The 19811-nt window shown below is 37.3% G+C and carries 16 protein-coding genes and 1 pseudogene; 6 read left to right on the plus strand and 11 right to left on the minus strand.

Features of this window, described 5'->3' with window-relative positions:
- The first annotated feature begins 358 nt into the window (after window positions 1-358).
- From ED2_RS03550 to ED2_RS03560, 3 genes are all read left to right on the plus strand, one after another.
- Window positions 359-907: a Crp/Fnr family transcriptional regulator gene (locus ED2_RS03550; RefSeq protein ID WP_005879086.1), complete on the plus strand. Its 549-nt coding sequence runs from the start codon at window positions 359-361 to the stop codon at window positions 905-907.
- Between the two features lie 79 nt (window positions 908-986).
- Window positions 987-1574, plus strand: coding sequence for an NAD(P)H-dependent oxidoreductase (locus ED2_RS03555; protein WP_016176664.1), 588 nt, complete (start codon window positions 987-989; stop codon window positions 1572-1574).
- Window positions 1575-1657: 83 nt separating this feature from the next.
- On the plus strand, window positions 1658-1927 hold the full coding sequence (locus ED2_RS03560; RefSeq protein WP_016176665.1) for a hypothetical protein: 270 nt from the start codon (window positions 1658-1660) through the stop codon (window positions 1925-1927).
- Between the two features lie 566 nt (window positions 1928-2493).
- Here the strand turns inward: ED2_RS03560 and ED2_RS03565 are convergent.
- The 8 genes and pseudogenes from ED2_RS03565 to ED2_RS03600 all read right to left on the minus strand — a co-directional run bounded on the left by ED2_RS03565 (window position 2494) and on the right by ED2_RS03600 (window position 13725).
- Window positions 2494-2856, minus strand: coding sequence for a type II toxin-antitoxin system death-on-curing family toxin (locus ED2_RS03565; protein WP_016176666.1), 363 nt, complete (start codon window positions 2854-2856; stop codon window positions 2494-2496).
- A 42-nt stretch (window positions 2857-2898) separates the two neighbouring features.
- A complete protein-coding gene (locus ED2_RS03570; protein ID WP_005879091.1) occupies window positions 2899-3105 on the minus strand; it encodes an AbrB/MazE/SpoVT family DNA-binding domain-containing protein in 207 nt (68 codons plus the stop codon).
- 297 nt (window positions 3106-3402) lie between these two features.
- On the minus strand, window positions 3403-5628 hold the full coding sequence (locus ED2_RS03575) for a glycoside hydrolase family 3 protein (RefSeq protein WP_016176668.1): 2226 nt from the start codon (window positions 5626-5628) through the stop codon (window positions 3403-3405).
- Between the two features lie 4 nt (window positions 5629-5632).
- The gene (locus ED2_RS03580) at window positions 5633-8683 is read right to left on the minus strand and encodes an alpha-mannosidase (RefSeq protein WP_016176669.1); all 3051 of its coding nucleotides are present in this window, start codon (window positions 8681-8683) and stop codon (window positions 5633-5635) included.
- A 100-nt stretch (window positions 8684-8783) separates the two neighbouring features.
- Complete coding sequence (locus tag ED2_RS03585; RefSeq protein WP_005879095.1) at window positions 8784-10424, minus strand: type 2 periplasmic-binding domain-containing protein; 1641 nt, start codon at window positions 10422-10424, stop codon at window positions 8784-8786.
- A 20-nt stretch (window positions 10425-10444) separates the two neighbouring features.
- The gene (locus ED2_RS03590; RefSeq protein ID WP_060789691.1) at window positions 10445-11359 is read right to left on the minus strand and encodes a carbohydrate ABC transporter permease; all 915 of its coding nucleotides are present in this window, start codon (window positions 11357-11359) and stop codon (window positions 10445-10447) included.
- Between the two features lie 16 nt (window positions 11360-11375).
- On the minus strand, window positions 11376-12329 hold the full coding sequence (locus ED2_RS03595; RefSeq protein ID WP_016176671.1) for an ABC transporter permease: 954 nt from the start codon (window positions 12327-12329) through the stop codon (window positions 11376-11378).
- Between the two features lie 40 nt (window positions 12330-12369).
- Window positions 12370-13725, minus strand: a pseudogene (locus tag ED2_RS03600) (alpha-L-fucosidase).
- A gap of 148 nt (window positions 13726-13873) precedes the next feature.
- On the opposite strand from ED2_RS03600, the gene ED2_RS03605 reads away from it, so the two are divergent.
- Both ED2_RS03605 and ED2_RS15945 read left to right on the plus strand, forming a co-directional pair.
- Window positions 13874-14509, plus strand: a complete 636-nt coding sequence (locus ED2_RS03605) for a DUF624 domain-containing protein (RefSeq protein WP_060789692.1) — start codon at window positions 13874-13876, stop codon at window positions 14507-14509.
- Complete coding sequence (locus tag ED2_RS15945; protein WP_060789693.1) at window positions 14497-14979, plus strand: hypothetical protein; 483 nt, start codon at window positions 14497-14499, stop codon at window positions 14977-14979. Before ED2_RS03605 ends, ED2_RS15945 begins: the two co-directional genes overlap by 13 nt.
- A gap of 94 nt (window positions 14980-15073) precedes the next feature.
- Here ED2_RS15945 and ED2_RS03615 read toward each other — a convergent pair whose 3' ends face one another.
- Entirely contained in the window at window positions 15074-17290 is a 2217-nt protein-coding gene (locus tag ED2_RS03615) for a helix-turn-helix domain-containing protein (protein ID WP_060789694.1), read from the minus strand.
- Window positions 17291-17797: 507 nt separating this feature from the next.
- On the opposite strand from ED2_RS03615, the gene ED2_RS03620 reads away from it, so the two are divergent.
- Window positions 17798-18145, plus strand: a complete 348-nt coding sequence (locus ED2_RS03620) for a bacteriocin immunity protein (protein ID WP_005876025.1) — start codon at window positions 17798-17800, stop codon at window positions 18143-18145.
- Between the two features lie 404 nt (window positions 18146-18549).
- Here ED2_RS03620 and ED2_RS03625 read toward each other — a convergent pair whose 3' ends face one another.
- A complete protein-coding gene (locus ED2_RS03625) occupies window positions 18550-18804 on the minus strand; it encodes a Txe/YoeB family addiction module toxin (protein ID WP_025481334.1) in 255 nt (84 codons plus the stop codon).
- Window positions 18789-19040, minus strand: coding sequence for a type II toxin-antitoxin system Phd/YefM family antitoxin (locus ED2_RS03630; protein ID WP_016176676.1), 252 nt, complete (start codon window positions 19038-19040; stop codon window positions 18789-18791). The genes ED2_RS03625 and ED2_RS03630 overlap by 16 nt, the downstream gene beginning before the upstream one ends.
- Between the last annotated feature and the right edge of the window lie 771 nt (window positions 19041-19811).

A 19811-nucleotide genomic window follows, 5' to 3' on the forward strand; every position in this document is an offset into this window, starting at 1 on the left:
CGAAGCGAAAAAAAGGAACATTCAGTTGGGAAAAGAAGACAGGAGCAGCCATCACACCTTTAATCATTGCCTTAGTATTATTGATCATATTAGCCGTCTATATTTCGTTGATTTTCTATCATGCATTTGTTTATCGATTTTAGTTTAAATTGCTTTTCTATACGCGAAATTGAAGGGACCAACATCAAAAATAATGGCAATGCTCAAAAAATAGGTTCAGGATACCCGTAGTGACCTTTATAGGCGAATATTTTTGGAACGTTTTACTATTCTCCTAAAGTAGTTATAATTGAAGGAAATACGTTATTAAGGAATTTCTCCTTCTAAACTAAAAAAGAATAGGTGAGGAACAGTGTCTATGGATAGTTACTCTGATTTGTTAAAACTAACAAATCAAACGGAAAATAGCTACTGGTATAAAAAATCAGTACCTGAAAATACTACGCTTCTTTACGAAGGGGACGTAGCAGATAAAATCTATTTTATTAAAAAAGGAGCTCTTCGTCTTTGGAATAACGATGACGGAAAAGATATCACGTTTCAGTTTTTCTTTGAAGGGCAAATCGTCGCTTCTTATGAAAGTTTTCACCTTGGGAAACCAAGTATATTTACCATTGAAACAATTGAAAATACTGATTTATTAGTCTTAGAAAAAAGAAAACTGGAGCATTTATTAGCAGAATCACCTGATTTAATATATCTGATGATGAATCAGTTATCGGAACGTTTTATCGCTTATACCGAATACTTCTTATCAAGAATCAAAGAATCCCCAGAAAAAAGATATATTTCATTGCTCGAAAAAAGACCAGAACTAGTACGACGTGTACCAGATCACTATATTGCTTCATTTTTAGGGATCACGCCGGTTTCTTTAAGCAGAATAAAAAAGAGAATCAAATCGTAGAATTATCTTTTGTTAATTACAGTTACATGATCTCCCTGTATTCTTTAGTCATAAAAGAAAAAGGGAGATCGAAACGAATATGAAAACATTGATTATCTATAACCATCCATATGAAGGAAGTTACAATTACGCCATTCTGGAATCAGTAGTAAAAGGAATCACAAGAGCTCAAGGAAAATATGAAGTCATTGATCTAGATAAAGAGAACTTTAACCCTGTGATGACTTCCGCTGATCTATTAGGGTTTGTAAAGCACCAAGCAGTTGACCCTATTGCTATAAGCTATGCGGAAAAAATCAAAGAAGCAGATCATCTGGTCTTTATTTTCCCGATTTGGTGGGAAATGATGCCAGCATTAACAAAAGGGTTTATCGATAAAGTCATTTATCCAGGATTGACTTATGACTACAAAGAGAATGGGATAAGCATGGTGTGTCTTTTACCCAAATTAAAGGCCACAACAGTTATTACAACGATGAATACACCTAAGATCATGTACAAATTAACCTATGGGAATGCCTTGAAAAAAGCGCTTATAAAAGGAACATTCAAGAAATCAGGTATGAAAAACGTGAACTGGATCAGTTTAAACATGGTCAAAATGAGCAAGGTAGAAAAAAGACAAAAATGGCTAAAAAATATTGAACAGAAATTCGCAAACATGTAATTAGGATAAACAAAGATTGAGGTAAAAGTGGTTTTTACTTTTATCTCAATCTTTTTAATCACTTTAAAGGAAGGAGCAACTCTATGTATACAAGCATTGAATATGTAATCGTTCACAAAGTCAATATTTATGAGGTAAATCGTTTTGGTCACAAATGGTATACTCAAACATTGATTTTTAAGCTTCCAGAAGATAAAAAACGTTTGTTTTCTTATCATGTGACAAATAAGATTGATATTTCCCATTTGAACAAAGGAGACAAAGTCATGCTAAATCTTCATGTTTTTGGGAGAGGTCGTTCAACTTATTTTAAACCAGAATTTTGTGTAGATGGCATACTATTAATTGAATAAGTTTCCAGTATGACTAAGGCCGAAAAAGCTGTTTAGATGACTAAGATCCAATACATAACTAATTCGGATGCGGATAATTGCACACACAAAATACAGCTTAAAACACGAACAAATGAACAACAACTATAAAATTGTTGCTGCGCAAATTATTAATAATAATTTATTCTAAAAAATTTTTCACAAAATACGAATTTGAAAAATAAAATTTTGGAATATGCAACGAACAAATCAGAAAATTTTTCTAGCAAATAAAAATTTACGAGTAGAAACAGTGCAAAATTTTTTTATAATTTTGAATAAGACAAAAATAGCAAATTTTGGTTTAAATTGGTATGAAGTAGGTTTGATTTCACTTTGAATCTACTTTGCATAATATATATTATGTAAACTAGAACATGAAAATTATATATTAGGCTATTCTCCCCGCTGTTTTACCTATCTCTAATATCTTTTAATGAACGTAATTAGCAAAAAACGAAAAAAATAATTATTTAACTTTTGCAGGCATAAATGGTTAAAAACAGAATGTTGATTTTCCTTATAGATAGGTTTACTTTTTCTGGATTTTATTTGTTTATTTCAAATAGATTGCAATATCTTTTTTTTAGAATATCAAATTCTTTTTTTCTAGTTGTGATAGCTAAGATAAATCGAACTGCTTCATCCTTAGAAAAAGCAGTCGTATAGTCGTTGATTTCAAGGAATGTGACCATTGCTAGCAGTGCCGTTCGCTTATTACCATTATAAAAGGGATGTTTCTTTGCGAGGTTTATTGCTAATATGGCAGCTTTGTCATAAATACTTGGGTATAAATCTTCGCCCAAAAATGACTGAGACGGTTGATTGATTGCCATATCTAAAGCGCTGGAATCTTTTACAGCAATCATTTTACCTTTAGAATAACGAAGAATAACTTTACATTTAAACATAATGAACTACAGGAAAACTACTGGAACTGCTGTATGCTAAAATCATAAATCAACTAAATCTTTCAAAGGTTGATTATATTGATCCATAACAGAATTAACTATGCTATCAATATTGAGTTTTTCCTCTTGATAAATATAAATGATTGATTCTCCGGTTTCTACACCTATATATTTTTTTGTTTCTGGATGAATAGTCGTAATATCGCTATTGCCAGATTTTTTAATCTTATACTTGCGTGTCATTTTCAATGTATCTCTCTCTTTTCTAATAGATTTTCCATTCATAAAAAAGGTTAGGCTTGATTTAAGTCGTGGAGACTGTGAAATATCTTTCCCCTCTCAAATGCCTAATTTATCAATAAAGTGCTTGGATTTTTAGCATTTACACTTTTTCATTTATTATTTACGCACAAAAATCGATTTCTATCTTAATCGATCAGATAAATTCGCTAGTTAATAGCGGTCGCAATTAAAAAAACTGATAAAGATTTCCGTTTCAAAGAAATTTTATCAGTTTCGACTTGTAACTTGCCATGAGAAATTGTCTTAGTCACAGATTTTTTTAAAGAGCGTGTTTATTGGATCATATCGGAATCGAACGATTTGTTTGGCGCACTCGATTTGCACAATAAACGGCACAGTTAATAGATCATCAGCAATCAAACCTAAAAACTCAAGTTCTGAAATTGATAGATTGATGTGGAATTGCTGATTTTCGGTTGGATAAATCGTTGTTTTATCGAATCCTACTAATATTTTTGTCCTAGGGAGCCATTTATTGGTGTATTTTTTCAAATAAACTTGAATAACTTCTTTGCCAGCAATCGCTGAGTCATTAGCGATAGTTCCAGATACAATGATTTGTTTTCCTTCTAGAGAAACTTCAGAATATTCGAGAGCGAAGTTGCTGTAACTTAAACCATAGCCAAACCGATACACTGGTTTTCCTGATAAATGAAGATAGTTCTCGTTAAAAGCGGTATCTCTAAAATTATAAAAAACCGGTAATTGTCCTTCTGCATCTGGTATCGATACTGCTAATTTTCCACTAGGATTTCGTTTGCCAAAAATTATATTCGCTAAAGCTTCGCCACCATATTGCCCAGGATATCCCACATAGAGTAAAGAATCAAAATAATCTGCTAGTGGAGAAACAATGACTGGTCTTCCAGTAATGACCACACCAATCAAAGGCTTTCCAAGTTTTGCTAGTTCCTGGATCAGTTCTGATTGGCAATCAGGTACACTTAAGTCAGACAGATCGATATTTTCCCCGCTAGTCATTTCGTTCGAACCACTCAATGCTGCACCATTCTTATCAAAAGTAGTCTCAAACTCACGTATGCTTGAACCACCAAATGTCACAATGACTACCTCTGCTTCTTCTGCTATCTCTTTTGCTTCTTCTAATAACTCCCTACGACCAGAAGTCATTCCACACCCTTTAGCCTGTGTAAATACGATATTATCCTTCTGGTACTGCTGTAATCCATCCCACAAAGTCGAACATCGCTCTCTCATCTTGAATGGCGTATAATCTCCTAATTGATGGTAAATACTTTCATTATGCGGACCGATTACTGCAATTTTGCATGATTCTGTTTGACTCAATGGTAATATACCTTGATTTTTTAACAAGACCACCGATTCTTCTGCTAATTGGATTGTTAGCCGTTTCGTTTGTTTGATATCTACTTCCGCTATCTTAGGCAACTCTTTCCTGAACAGCCCCATCCTCTCCTTCAATTTTAGCACACGAAGGACGGCATCATCTAACTCTTCAACAAAAACCTCTCCCATTTCGATAGCATGTTCCAATCTTGGGAAGACCTGATCCCATAAACTGATGTCCACCCCACTTTTTAATGCTTCTGCTGCTGCACGCATTGGGTCACCAAAGTGTTCAGCAATACGATCTAACGCACATCCATCTGCCATGACGATGCCTTCAAACCCGCCCTCTTCTCTTAAAAACTTCCGCAATAAAAAGGGATTGTTATGGCAAGGTACTCCATCTATATCATTATAAGCAGCCATGATCGCTGAAGTGCCTGCTCGAATACTTCTCAGCGCTGCCGGAAAATGGATTTCACGTAATTCTCGTTCACCAATGGCTACTGGTCCCGCATTATGCCCACCCATACTGGCTCCTTGGGCGGCAAAATGCTTTAGCACCGCCAAGACTAAAGGATGTCCATCTTCTTTTTGCAGTCCTCTAACAGCCGCTTCTGCAAAGCAACTGGTTAGAAAAGGGTCTTCGCTAAAGCACTCTTCCGTTCTCCCCCATCTTGGATCACGAGCAATATCAAGGGCGGAAATCAAGCCGACATGCGCCCCTGTTGTACGAATTTCTTTTGCAACACATTCTTGGACTTTTTGATAAAGTCCAGGATTCCAACTGGCTCCACTGCAAAAATTAACAGGTACTGTCGTAGCATCTAGTCCTTGATGTCCATGGGGGCATTCTTCAGTCAAGAAAGCGGGGATTTTAAGTCTTGTATGTTCATTCAAATAGGTTTGGATCAATTGGCTGACTTCAAATGCTTCTTCTTGCGTAAGGCCTGTATTCAAATCTCTGTTCGTCCAAGGGTCTGCCCGAAAAACACCATAGATCCACCCAATCGACCCAAAATACGCTACTTCTTTTTTGAAGTAATCAGTCAATTCGATTCTTCCATTTACTTTTTCGTAAACTTGCCGCCCGTAGAGACGTTGATTCAGTTGTCCTACTTTTTCCCTTATAGTCATCTCTTTAAGAAGGTTTTCGATCATCTCATTACTCCATATACAATTTGATTGTGTGGATCTCATATGGTTTGAAGTTGATGCTTACACAGTTTCCAATCACCGGTAACTCCTCATCCTCTTCTTCCAATAAATTACATAGAAAAGCGCGTTCAATATGTCGTTTTGCTGACAAGGAACCGACTGTTTGACGATTATGGTATTCATATAATCGAACAATGACCGCTTCTTCCTCTTCTGCTTTTTTCACTGTATCGAGTAAAATATTTTTTTCGTCAACAGAGAAATACGCTGTATCTTCGCAATCTAAAAGAATCGGTAAGACCAACGCAGGAACATTCAAATCTAGGGCTTGCTCCATCGTATCTGCTTCCTTCCAAGTCCCATGATGTGCATACAAGGAATAGGTGAATTTATGGATTCCCTGATCTGCGTTTGGATATGGATCAGTTGCTGCTTTGATCAAAGAAATCCCTACTTTTTGATATGCTGTATTGAATCCATATTTCGAATCAGTTAAAATACTGACTCCAAACCCTTCTTCTGATAAATCGACCCATTTTTGCCCACAGCTTTCAAAACGTGCGAGATCCCACGAAGTATTTTGATGAACTGCTCGCTTGACATTCCCAAATTGGATATCGAAAGTTGCTTCTAAGGTATTGACAGCAATCGGCATTTGCACTTTCAATAGCAAATGGTGTAGATGCCAGTCTACAGTGGTTTCAAAATCAATACGGCCAGTATCATGATAAAAATGAATGAGTTGGCAAATCGTGGAATTCTCAAAAGGGCGAATGACTTTGATCGTATCTCGAATAGGCCCCTTTTCAACTAGTTTGGCTTCACTTAGCTGATTGACAAAATATGCTTTTTTATCGTAATAGATATCGATATCCCACGCATCGTAATTCATCGGTAGGTCTTCATAAGCAATTAGTTGATTCAGTATCGTGCCTTCAGGTAATATTTCTCGCTGGTATCTTTTGTCATATAAAGAAATGATCTCAAAAGAACGGTTGAATTTTACGATAAAGTCAGTTGTTTCAAACTCTTTTTGTATAGGTTGGACCACTTGTGCTTTCTTTGTGTTTTCCACGAGTTGAACAATCTGATTACTTAGACTAGCCATATGAGGTAGCTTCACCAACAGTTGTCCGTCGTGCGTTCGCTGCTGTAACTTTGCATCTTTGCTTTGTTTCTCTGTCGCAAAACAAATGATTGCATCCCGTTTGATCCCTAACGGATTATAGACTGTTAGGTATTCTTGTCCTTTCAAAGAAAGCAGTCGATCCTTATTCTGTTCTGCCAGAAAATCAGTTAATTGCTGGATCAATGCATTTCCTTTGTTTGTGATCAGCTGATAGTCTTGATCTGTTTCTTGGTACACTTCTTTTATAGAACTACCTGGCAAAATATCATGGAACTGATTGAGTAAGAGTTTTTTCCATAGGGTTTCCAACTCTTGCGGGTAAATCGCCAGCCCATAGCAACTATATAGTTTCTCGATCGTTTGAAGAAAAAATTCAGATTGACGATTGGCTTTTTTGTTTTTGCCAATCGAGGTCAATGTCCCCCGGTGGTATTCAAAATATAACTCACCGTACCAAACAGGTGGATCATCAAGATTCAACGAATGTTCCAATCTCTGATAAAACTCGCTTGCTCGATTCCCAGTGATCGTTGGCATCTCAGGTAGAGGACGGTGCAAACGTCTTTGGACTTCCAACATCTGTCTTGTGGGACCACCGCCACCGTCACCATATCCATACGCCACAAGAATTTCATTGTGCGCACTTTTTTGCTGATACCGATCAAAACTACCCTTGATCGTATAAGGGTCTAAAAGGCCATTATATGTCGTGTAATAGGGAGTAGGGCTGTAGCCTTCACTAATAGTCGTGATAAAATGTGTCAGCACTCTACTGCCATCGATTCCCTGCCAGTAAAACGAATCATAGGGTAGTTGATTGAATTGATTCCAAGATAGTTTCGTTGTCATAAAATAGGGCGTGTTCGTTTTTAACAACAGTTGTGGCAAAGCTGCAGAATAGCCAAAGACGTCGGGTAGCCACAAAATCTGACTATCGATGCCAAATTCTTTTTTGATGAATCGTTTTCCATAAAGTAGTTGGCGAACAAGCGATTCCCCTGAGGTCAAGTTACAGTCTGCTTCTACCCACATCGCCCCTTCTACTTCCCACTTTCCTTCAACCACTTTACGCTTGATCTCATCGTACAACTCTGGTGCCTGTTCCTTAATGAACTGATACATTTGCGGTTGGCTTTGAAGGAAAGTATACTCAGGAAATTCCTTCATCAGTTTGAGGACAGTTTGAAAACTTCGTTGCCCCTTTTCGATTGCTTGTTGTACCGTCCATAGCCAAGCTAGATCGATATGTGTATGTCCGACTGCCGTTACCCTTTCTTCAATTGCTCCTGCAGAGTGATAGAGTTCTTCGAAAATTCTGCGAGCGCTCTTTAGACTGCTGTAAAAAAGAGTAGAATAAGGTTGTCTAAAATCCAAGGAATTGACTGCTTTTGTTACAAATTTCTGGTACATCTCTGTTTTACCGCCGAATTGTCGGATTCCCCGCCAACAGTCAAGGGACGTGAAAAGATCGTAAATCGTTTGCTCCACCTCTGGATCGATTTTAATCAATGAAACGTACAAAGGAAACTTTTTTTCTGTCCGTCCAGCCCACAGTTCGATCGATAGATCCAAGGAACGATCAAAAAAGAAGTGATCCAAGATGATTTCTCTATGATTGACATCGATACTTTGGATAAGTGTTCCATCGATCGAAACATTCATCTGTGGGTTAGTCGTATTATCCCATTCCCCTAGTACTGTCTCTATTCTTAACGCTACCGTCGCCTTTTTCCATTCGCTAGGCACTGAAAAGCTACCTTTTAATGTGTAATGCCTGTTCTTTTTTCCAAAAAAAGTGCCTTGTTGATAGAGTTCCCATGATTCATCATTTTTCTTATAGATTGGTTCGATACATTGTTCTTCTTGTACGCGATATTTTTTTAATTCTCCTAAAATTCTTTGGGCACGTTCAAATTCAAATGGTTCCATCTATTTTCACATTCCTCCTATGTATTTCATGCTTCATTTGCATCAAAAACCTGGACCATCCTCGTGTAGAAAATAGTCGCAGGTCTTATGCCTCATATCGCTAGTTTTCTTTCCATCGGTTATAAGCTGTTTGATAGACTTCAAGATATTTTTCGATGCCCATCGACTCTACCGTTTTCTTAAAATCGTCCCATTTACTAAGCGGTTCGACTCCCGTAATGAATTTTGCTTCCATTTGTTCGATATAAGTCGATAAATCAGTTGCCGTTGCCGAAACTTGGTCATTTTCTTTCACTGTTAAATATAGAAGAGGAAAAGGAACTTTTGCAATATCGTTCATTTTCTCCTGTGTTTCCTTTGCTACCCACTCATCAAAACGAGTGTCTTTTTCTTCATCTGGTGCTGTTAAAAGTTTATATTCTCCAGTGTCGGTGACGATGTTCGGTGTAGTCAATCCGTATGCTGGCGTGATTTTTCCCCGTTCATCTTCCGTATTTTTCAGATCGATCCCTTTTGTGTACACGCGAACCTTCTCACCGGCAGCATTTTTCTGATATTCCCATAAAGAACCTTCTGGACCCTGTTCTAAATATTTCGATCCTTCCTCTGAATAAAAATAATCTACCCAGCGCACAGAAGCTTCTGGCGAAGGATTCACTTTCGTCAATGCGAAAGTCCCTCGAGAAAGACGAGGACTTCCTGGAATCACTGCATCAGTTGACCACTCAGACGTCAAAGGCTGGAACATTGGGTCATTCAATGCTTCTATTTCCGTTCGGCCCGTGGTGAAGAAACTAAAGTAGTCGGAAAATATCCCTAGTTGATCATTCTGTCCCTTCGCTTTTTTCTGTTCATCCGATTGTCCATAGACTTCTTTGTCAAGTAACCCTTCGTTATAAAGTTTATTCATGAATGTCAAATAGCCTTTATAGTTTTCAGTGGTGGGTGTATAAATGACCTGATCATTATCGACTTGGATCCCTCTTGTCCTCAAACCAAAAGCCGCAAGCAACCAGACTCTTGTTCCATTCATATCCACATCAGTTAGCGGAATCTCATCTGCTTTCCCATTCCCATTAGGATCTTCATTTTTAAAACGAAGGAGAAGTTCATAGAATTCATCTATTGTCTTTGGCAGCTCCGTCACATTCAGCTTATCTAACCAAGTGCCGTTATACCACATTGGTCCTTGCCACCAAATCGATGTTGCATTTCTAGTGACCATCGGTAGAGAATAAACGTGTCCGTCTGGCGTCGTGATCGATTTCAATAAAGACGGGTCTTCTTGCGTCAATGCGTAAAAATTAGGCATTAGTTCTGGAGTTATGTATTCTTCTAAAGGAAGTAAAATCCCCTGTGAGCCGTAATCGATTTCCATAGCAGAAGTCAAAGAACCCGAGCCAGCCCCATAAACGATATCTGGCAAATCACCAGAAGCAAAAGCTAGATTCAAACGTGTACTGAAATCAGCTAGGGGCGGTGTCGTATATTTCAATGAGATCCCTGTTTTTTTCTGATAATCTTTGAGCGTTGGCATATCTTCCCATTCTGCCAAACCAGCATTGGGTGCCATCAGATTCAATGTTAATTTTTGACCCTTTTTAATGATCGGAAACTGACCATCTGTATTCAATTCAGCTTTTGTTGTTTTTTCCGTATCCTTTTTGTCGGATTTTCCACAGGCACTTATTGCTGTAACACATAAAATAAGACAAATGATCCGTATAACTTTCTTTTTCATAGTTTTATCCTCCCTCTTAGTTATCCTTTTATTGAACCTACCATCATCCCTTTGACAAAATATTTTTGCAAGAAAGGATAGACGATGATGACTGGTAACGTTGAAACAATCATGACACCATATTTGATCACTGCAGCTAATTGCTGTTTGCTATACAACATGTTCGCTGTGTCCGCACTTATATTGCTTACTGTATTTGAAGACATATCTTGTAAAATCAAGATTTCACGTAATACCAATTGCAAAGGATACATTGATTTGTCTGAAAGATAGATCAATGCACTGAAAAAGCTGTTCCAATGACCAACACCATAAAACAAAGCCATTACAGCGATGATCGGTGTCGATAATGGTAAAACGATTTTTAGGAACAAACGAAAATTAGAACAGCCATCCACGATAGCGGCTTCTTCCATCTCTCTAGGAATCGTTGTCTGAAAAAAAGTTCTTGTGACAACGACGTTATAGACCGATACGCATCCCGGAATCACGAGAGCCCAAACTGTATTCAACATCCCTAAACTACGAATCAGCAGATAAGAAGGAATCAGCCCTCCAGAAAGAAACATCGTTACGAGCATAAAATTGGTAAATGCTTTTCTTCCATAGAAATCTTCCCTTGCCAAAGCATAGGCACAGGGCAATGTGACGAGAAGGTTGATCATCGTACCCAGCGAAGTGTAATAAATCGTGTTTAAATACCCTCGCCAAATATTGCTATTTCCCAACAACGTACGATAGCCTTCTAGAGTTACTCCCTTTGGAAATAGCCACATCTCCCCCGAATTTACAAGGTGCGGGTTTGAAATAGAGACACTAACGATATAAATCAAGGGATAAAGCACGATCAATAACGCAATTGCTAAAAAAGTGTATAGGACACCCAGGAATAATTTATCTGCTTTGGTATCTTTGATAAGAGTGGTTGTTTTCATCTTTTCACCTCCTTTTTTACAGCAGACTGGAATTACTCAAACGTTTGGCAATGCTATTTACTGAAATCAGTAAAATGGAATTGATCACTGAATTAAAAAGTCCGACTGCAGATGCAAAACTATATTGAGCATCCAACAATCCCTGCTGATACACGAATGTTGCAATGACATTCGACGACTCCATGTTCAAGGGATTTTGCATTAGAATGACTTTTTCGAATCCTACCGACATCAAACTGACAAAACTCATGATCAATAAAATGACCATCGTTGGCATGATCGTCGGCAAATTGATGTACCAAACTCTTTGCAACCTTGAAGCGCCATCGATCGTGGCAGCTTCGTGTAGTTGGGTATCGACACCAGATAAAGCGGCTAAATAAATGACAGAGCCCCATCCAGTGCCTTGCCATACACCTGATAAAACATAAATCGTTTTGAACCATTTAGGATCAGTCATAAAGTTGATTCGTTGTAGCCCAACAAACTCCAACAAATGGTTGATCACCCCAGTTGAAGGAGATAAGAAAGCAATGATCATCCCTACCATGACCACCACCGCAATAAAGTTGGGCGCATAAGTCACTGTTTGCGTGATTTTTTTAAACGGACCATCCTTGATTTCATTCAATGCTAAAGCCAAGATGATCGGAAGTGGAAACCCAACGATGAGGGAGTACACACTGATACCTAAAGTATTTTTGATTAGATCCCAAAAATAGTAGGATTCAAAAAAACGCTGAAAGTGTTTCAACCCAACCCAAGGACTACCTAATATACCAAGAGAAGGCATATAATCTTTAAAAGCAATGATGATCCCATACATCGGTCCGTAAGAGAAAATCAGGATCACCAGAAAAGCGGGCAAAACAAATAAATAAAGTTGTTGATTCTTTCTCAGTTTCAGTTTGAATTGCTGGAACTTTGTTTTTTTGTCTGTCGATGGTATCTGAGTATTTGGATAACCCATTGGTTAACCTCCTTTTTAAAAATAGTTTGCGCTTTCATTTTTATTTATTCTTTGTTATTCGAAGTCCGATTGCTCCGTTTACGGGACGTGTGATTTCACTGCTAAGTAGATGATATTAGCCATCTATTTCATAGAATGACAGTTGCTTTTCTGTTGCTAGATCTACAACGACTGTGTCTATACTCGCTTTGATTTCACTTAACTTGATAACAGATTGCGGTATTTCCAGAATGCTACGAAATGCGTAATATGTATTTTTTTCTTTATGCGAGGTAAAATACCATCCCTCAGTATTGTCACTCTGTTTTTTTTCTAGAGGTCGCGTATGATAGATCCCTTCACCATACCTTTGCAACCATTCACCGATTTCTTCTAAGATGGATGTTTCTTCCTTGGTGATCGTTCCTGCAGGAGTTGGCCCTACACCTAAAATCAAATTTCCGCCTTTACTGACAACATCAATCAGCATCTCAATCAATTCCTGACTTGTCTTGAACACGTCATTTGGCACGTATCCCCAGTCGTTTCCTATAGGTATGTTGCTTTCCCAAGGTTTTGAAGGAATCTCATCATGCGCAGGTATTTTTCTTTCTGGCGTCACATAATTTTCGTGACGTCCCCCCATCATCCGATCTACAATGATCAATTCTGGTTGCGACTCACGGGCAATCTCTGCCAAACGGTCCATCTGTAAATCCTCTTTGCCTTGTCCACACCAACCAGCATCCAACCACAGAAAATCGATCGGTCCATAGTGAGTAGTGATCTCCTTTATTTGATGATGAACAAAAGAAACATATCTTTCCCACAGTTCAGGGTGCTTTTGTGTATCATAGCTGACATGCCGACCTTTGATAGTTGAATCATCTAACCAATAAAAGGGCGAGTACCAATCAGCTTTAGAATAATAGGCACCTGTCGCTAACCCCGCAGATCGAAAAGCAGTGAAAACTTCTTTAAGCACATCTCTTTTAAAAGGGCTTAATTTACCTCCGATTTTGTACTCTGTTTCCAGTGTATTGTATAAATTGAAGCCATCATGATGCTTCGCTGTGAATAAACAATACCTAAAACCGGCCTTTTGACAAAGTTCCGCCCACTTTTCGGCGTTCAATTTTTTGGGGTTGAATTCCCTTATAAGTTGCCAATAATCCATTCGTAAATCTGCTATATTCTCTCGATAGGCTCTACCGGCTCGTGCCCATTCATCTTTTTCAGACAATTGCCAAGACTCCACGATACCTGCTTGCGCATATAGTCCATAGTGAAAAATGACACCGAATTTCAAATCTTGGAACCAACTGAGACGTCGTTCCAGCATTTTTGTTTCTGGATAAATCTCTTCTTGTTCATCTCTATTTTTCGATTGTTCAATATCGCCTCGGATTTTTTCCATTACACACCTCTCCTTTGTTTTAAACCTACTGGGCAAAGACAGAAAAAACAATATGTAAAAAAAGCCAATGTGTAATATCAGGAATACTATGGTATTCGCAATTTTTTATAGTATCTTTTTAGTAAATAAACGTAGCAAGGAGGATCTTATGCCTACATCTAACGCCTTTTATGACCTATCTTATCGTTTTGGAACGTTCCTGATACTTTTGCTTAAACTGCAGTTTTTCTGGCTACTGACTCTCTTGAAAGGTGGGATCATTTTTGGCTTATTTCCAGCGACTGCTACCATCTTTCAAGTTTTTCTATTCCTTTTTACGAACAAAGAAGTGCCTCAAGAATTGGGCTCTTGGTATAAAAAAACGACTAACCGTCAGTTCAAGGTAATCAATCGATTAGGCTTCTTCTACAGCAGCATCCTGCTTTTTCTTTGGTTCGATCTACGAATAGCTGCACACTTTCTGCGCCATTCATTCGTTCATCTGAGTTTATTGCTCTTTGTATGTCTGTTCATTCTGGCAGGATTCTATCTTCTGCCTGTCTTTCTACGATACCAGCTAACATTTAGCCAATACTTCATACGTGTATTTCTCTTGATGTTCTTGAATCCTTTCCAAACATTAGCGATGGTTGTCAGTAGTATCCTCACCTCAGCACTTGTATTCTGGTGTCCTTTATTCTGTTTCTTAGCTATCCCATTATTTTTGTTTCCAATCGGCTTTTTTACTTTTCAGGCGATGCAACGTGGAGAGAACCTTGCGAGGAACAAGACATGTACAAAATGATTCGAATTTTTATTTTTTTACTCATTTCTTTCTTTTTGTTTTTCATTTGGCTAGGTAATGATCACCAAGAGACAATATCAAATAGGCAAACAACTGCTACACTTTCGGGAAAGATCACGGATAAAGAAAGTGCCCAAAATTGTCTTGACTTAGTAAAAAAGAATTTAGCTGCAGCCACTGAAAAAAACCTTGAAGCTTATCTGGCTACTTTGTCTGACAAAGCGCAAGCAGACACAAAAAAAGAACTATCAAGTATTGATTCTTATGATCTACAACACGAGCTGATAGCTTTCAAGGTACTTGATCAACGGCCAGATTCTTTGTTTGTTGAAGCATTCCAGCGAACGAATAATCAAGGAACAACCCATTATCAAAACCATATCGCTCAAATCCATTACACGTTTATGATTGAAGCAGGTGAATGGAAAATCACTGATGCCATCATTACCAATATCGAACAGATCGATTAAAAAACAGCTTTCCAGGGTTAGACTGTCCTACTCAAGGACGTCAATCCATAGAAAGCTGCTTTTTGTTTTCATGTTCAAATAGTGCAAACACCGTTTATTTACGGTTCATTTCTCGATATTTACCTGGTGTCATCCCGACGATCTGCCGGAATTTTCTTGTAAAATTAGAGATATCATAATACCCATTCTGTTGGATGATCACCTTGATGGGCAACTCAGTTTCTGCCAATTCTTGTTTTATTTTTCTAAAGCGCAACATTTGGATATATTTTGAAAAAGGCAGTCCGCTTTCTTTGCGGATCGAGCGACTGACAAAAGAAACGGAAACAGAAAAAGCCGTAGCTGTTGATTCTAAACTAAGCTGTGCCGATTGGAAATTCTGCTGTAGATAGGCCAAGATTTGTTCTTCCAAACATTCCGGTTGTTTTTTTGGTATCTCGCCCATTTTTTTACAAATTCGTTCTGCTAGTTCGTTTAAAAAGTTTTCAAGTTCGATCAAACTTGAAAAATCAGGCAATTCTTCCAAGTGATGGAAAATCCCTTTACCAATGAGTTCATTTCCTATTTGGAGGATCGTATTAAGTAGATAGTATCCATATAACTTTTGCAGATTTTCTGATTTCAAGTTCAGTTCTCCATAAGATATCAGTTCTCTGATTGTTTCTAAAACGTGATCAAACTCTCCATTTTCAAGATAGTTCACTAATTTTAAACGGAGATCACTAGGATACTCGATACTCAAAGCATTCTCTTTAGTAGTTAGTTCTGAATAGTAACGGATTGTTCCTTTCACATTCGGATAACGTAGCGCTGCTCGCGATTCGATATAGGAACGGTTTAACTGACCAAGACTATGAACGATAGAGCCAACCCCGATCCGAATAGGTTGTGAACATCTTTCGGTAATCATTTGGACGAGTTCAGCCTGCTCGTCAAGAGATCCACACCCAATCGCGAAAACAAAGGTCTGATTTTCTATATTCTCGACTCCATAAGCACAATAGTTCTTTGTGATTGCTTCAGACCACTGATTATTTATTCGTTCTTTCGATTGATCCAACTGTTTGAGATCAATCGTTGCACTAAAATAATACTCCGTCGAAAACTTGATATGGACAGCTGTCAATAACTGCTCCAATTCGGAATCGATCACTAATTGACTGTTAAGTAAGCGCTGGAAAACTTGCTCCCTTGCATATGGGATCTGTAGCTGATTCTGAATAGTCAATTTTTGGTGCGCAATGAGAAATTTTGCTAATGTATCAGAGACTTCTTTAAGTGAAGAAACCGTAAGTGTGGGGTCTTCTTGAAATTGCTGTGCTAAGTACTCGATTTTTTGAATAGGACGCAAGTTACGCATGCTAAACAAAACGACGATCACTAACCCCATAAACAAAATCACTAAGATCAAGACAATCATTTTGGTCTGAACTCGTTCGATCGTAAGCAATGCCGTTGTTGGATCAACAAGAGAAAGGAGCGAGAGATTCAAATAAGGATTCTTCAAACTTTGGATAAGATATCGTTTTTGCTTGATCTTCACATTTTCTTTTGTCATTAGTTTCTCTACGGAATAAGGCGTACTGAGAAAAGTATTCAGCTCCTCACTTTTCGTCTTTGTCACTAATTGATAGCTTTCATCGATGATATAGTTTAGATTTGTACTAGCAGGACTATAAGCATCGAGTACTTTAGTAAGAGTGTTCTTTTTGATTTCGTAGATTGCGATACTATGTACGGTACCTTCCTTGTTTTGTATTGGAACAACATACAGATAGGAAGAAGATGGCAATTCCTCATCAGAAGCAATAGTGATAAACTTGGCATCAGTCGTAGCCAATTGTTCTTGTAGTCTCTTTTCCAGCTGATGATCGTTCTTAACTGTTTTTCTAAGAAACAGTTCCAGCGAGTAATTTCCTGATGAGGAGTAAAGCATCTCGGGGCGGTCATTCCGATAATAGAGATAGACTTCCTCAACTAATTCACTAGTTATTTTGTATGTATGTAATATTGATTTGCCTTCTTTGATATAATACGGATGATCCAGCGAACTTAAAGCGAGTTGGCGATTGTCAGTGATCCGCTCCGTGAGATGTGCCAACTTCAAAAAGTTGCTCTCAAGCGAGTAATTGATCTGCATCATCTGATTTTTTGCCATCAAGCGCACTTGTTGTTCTGTACTTTCCGTTGCTGTAATATACCAGATCCACGAAACAGATAAAAATGGAAGTAAAAAAGCAACGAGATACGAGCCTAATATGCCTAGAAGTCTTCGAACATTGATTCTTTTTTGTTTAATCCTTCTGATCAAGTCCACCTCCAACTTAGTTTATTGTTATAGTAGAATATCAAGCTACAAACTCTTCCTTCTATCTCTTCTATTCCAACATAAAAATAACGATTTAGCAATACAATATGGAAAGGATGAAAACATTATTAGGTATGAAAAAAAAACAAGTCCATCCTATGTATTTTCTATATTTAAATAACTCGAGTGATTATTTCTAAAAACCTATCACTAAATCAAAGCTACATCCAGACAAAAGACCGATTTTTAAAGTTTCGCCGAAGGGACGTTAGCATCAAGTTCATCCCTCTATTAGAACCAAGAGTGCTTTTTCTGATTTATATGTAAAATGCAATCCTTTTTTTCAATCATTTCTTCTTGATCTTTTGTTGCAAATTTTTTGATGTTTTTTTATGTGTTTCATAGTTGCTCTTTTTATACCATGCAAGCGTTATCCTAGTTCGATATATTCTTTGACAGTTTCTACTTCGAGTGCTAGTCTTTAGTTATTCTAATAAGAGGTGACCTAAAATGAGTTCCATTGAAAACAAAGCATTAAAGGATATTGTAGATTTATACTCCCTTTTGAGAGAACGCAAAGATCAGACACCAGAGATGCTGGATATCACTGATGTATTGCTAGAAGTATCAAAGAAATTGAAAACGACAAAAAATCCAGAAGCTTTGATTAACAGACTCGTCCAATATATTCGCAGTACTGCAATCAAAGGAAAAATCTATTTCCCACCAGAAGAAGAAAAAATCGTTATAAGTCTGAGTGCCATTGGAAAAAAAGCTGGTTTAAATGGATTATATATGGCAGATTTTTCAGACAAGACACAATTTTATAATTGGACAGAACAGGTTCCTCGTCATTAAAATAAGCAATTTCAGATTGATCTCTGAAATTTAAAAAACGATCAGCCATACGGATGAGCAATTTCCATTAGAGAGATTGCTCTTTTTTGCGGGATTCATCACTCAAAAGAAGAAAAAGTAACATGCAAAAGCCATAACTCGTGGATTTAGATTTCAATACTGCATACACTTAAACATACGCAAAAAATACAAATACTTCCAAACATACGAGTATGATGAGCTTGCATGGATCACTACTGTAAATCAACACAAAGGATAACCGTATACCCTGAGGAAATATTAAAAAGATAATAACAATTTTTTGAATATAAAAAAGGCAAAAAACAGTCCCTACTCGAAGAATCGGAAACTGCATTTTGCCTTTACGTTTGTTATAATTCTAACTATTTCTGTAGAAAATAAAATTACATCTTAAAACCCGTGTTCATAATGAGGCCATACAGATTTTGATCCTCCACGCTATAAACTAAACGATATTTAATATTTATGCGTCTCGAATAATAAAGTAACCACATTAACTTTTCATAAGGTGGTGGATTCTGATAAGGGTTTTCTCTAATGACTGTAATTAGCTCATCAAACTTGTCATTCAAATTGGCACCTTTCAGTTTGGGCAAGTCTTTCCGGGCATTCTTCTTAATTTTTATATTGTATCCCAATCAATTTCACCCAAATCTTCACTTTCTTCATTTTCAAAGTGATGGATTTGATCTAAAACACCCGCATTCTGTAAGTAAATTGTTTCTTGTAAGGAGTTCCAGTCACTTTTGCTAATCATAACAACACTTTCGCCATCTTTTGTACTAGAAATTTCAATAGGCTGGCTGTCTGACACAACATGCTTGATGATTTCATAAAGATTTTTTCTCGCATTTGTTGGAGAAATAACTTCCATACTTCACCCTCCCCTTTTTACAATTGTTCGTAAACCAATTATAGCGTACGTCAAAAAATAGATTTTAGCTTATATTAGAGTCAACTATAAAATGCGCAAAAAGTGATAAAAATTTTGATCTCTCTACCAACTTTCTGAATAAAAGATGGAAACTTGAGTATCAACGGAAGGTATGCATTTTATCTCCCAAATCTATTGCTATAGCAAGTAAACAATTAGAAAATCGACTCATTTTGACAAGGATGAACGATTCAGGATTATTTCTTTTTTGCAGTTCTCCCAGTTATCTGTTGACAATTTTCCTTTACTAGAGACTCAATAATCGATAATTTTGAAATAAATACTAGGAAATCCATCACATGAGATAAGGAGCCAACTATTATTTAGGCAATCTAATAGCTCAAAAAGTTCATTTATCACAATAGTGTTAATATCTTCAAGCATTTTTTCATTCATTATGGGAAAGGGTAAATCTACATTTCCCACGACAATTATTAAATTCTATAACTGTTTTTCCCACCAACACGATTTGACAAAGAGCCCAAATAAACAGAAGAGGTTGGGACAGAAGTGTTTAACTCCGAGAAATAAGAAGAAATTCACGAAAATTGCTTTTCAAATTTTTGTGAATTTCGGCTTATTTCCGAAGGAGTTGCTTCTGCTCCCACCGTTTATTCGTTTTTAAAGAATGGGACAAAAGTATTTTTTACTTTTGTCCCACAATCTTCTGTCCAAATTATTCTAAGATTTCTCTTTATCAACATCATTTGG

Source organism: Enterococcus durans NBRC 100479 = LMG 10746 (genome assembly GCF_001544215.1).
In the GTDB taxonomy this organism is placed as follows: Bacteria; Bacillota; Bacilli; order Lactobacillales; family Enterococcaceae; genus Enterococcus_B; species Enterococcus_B durans.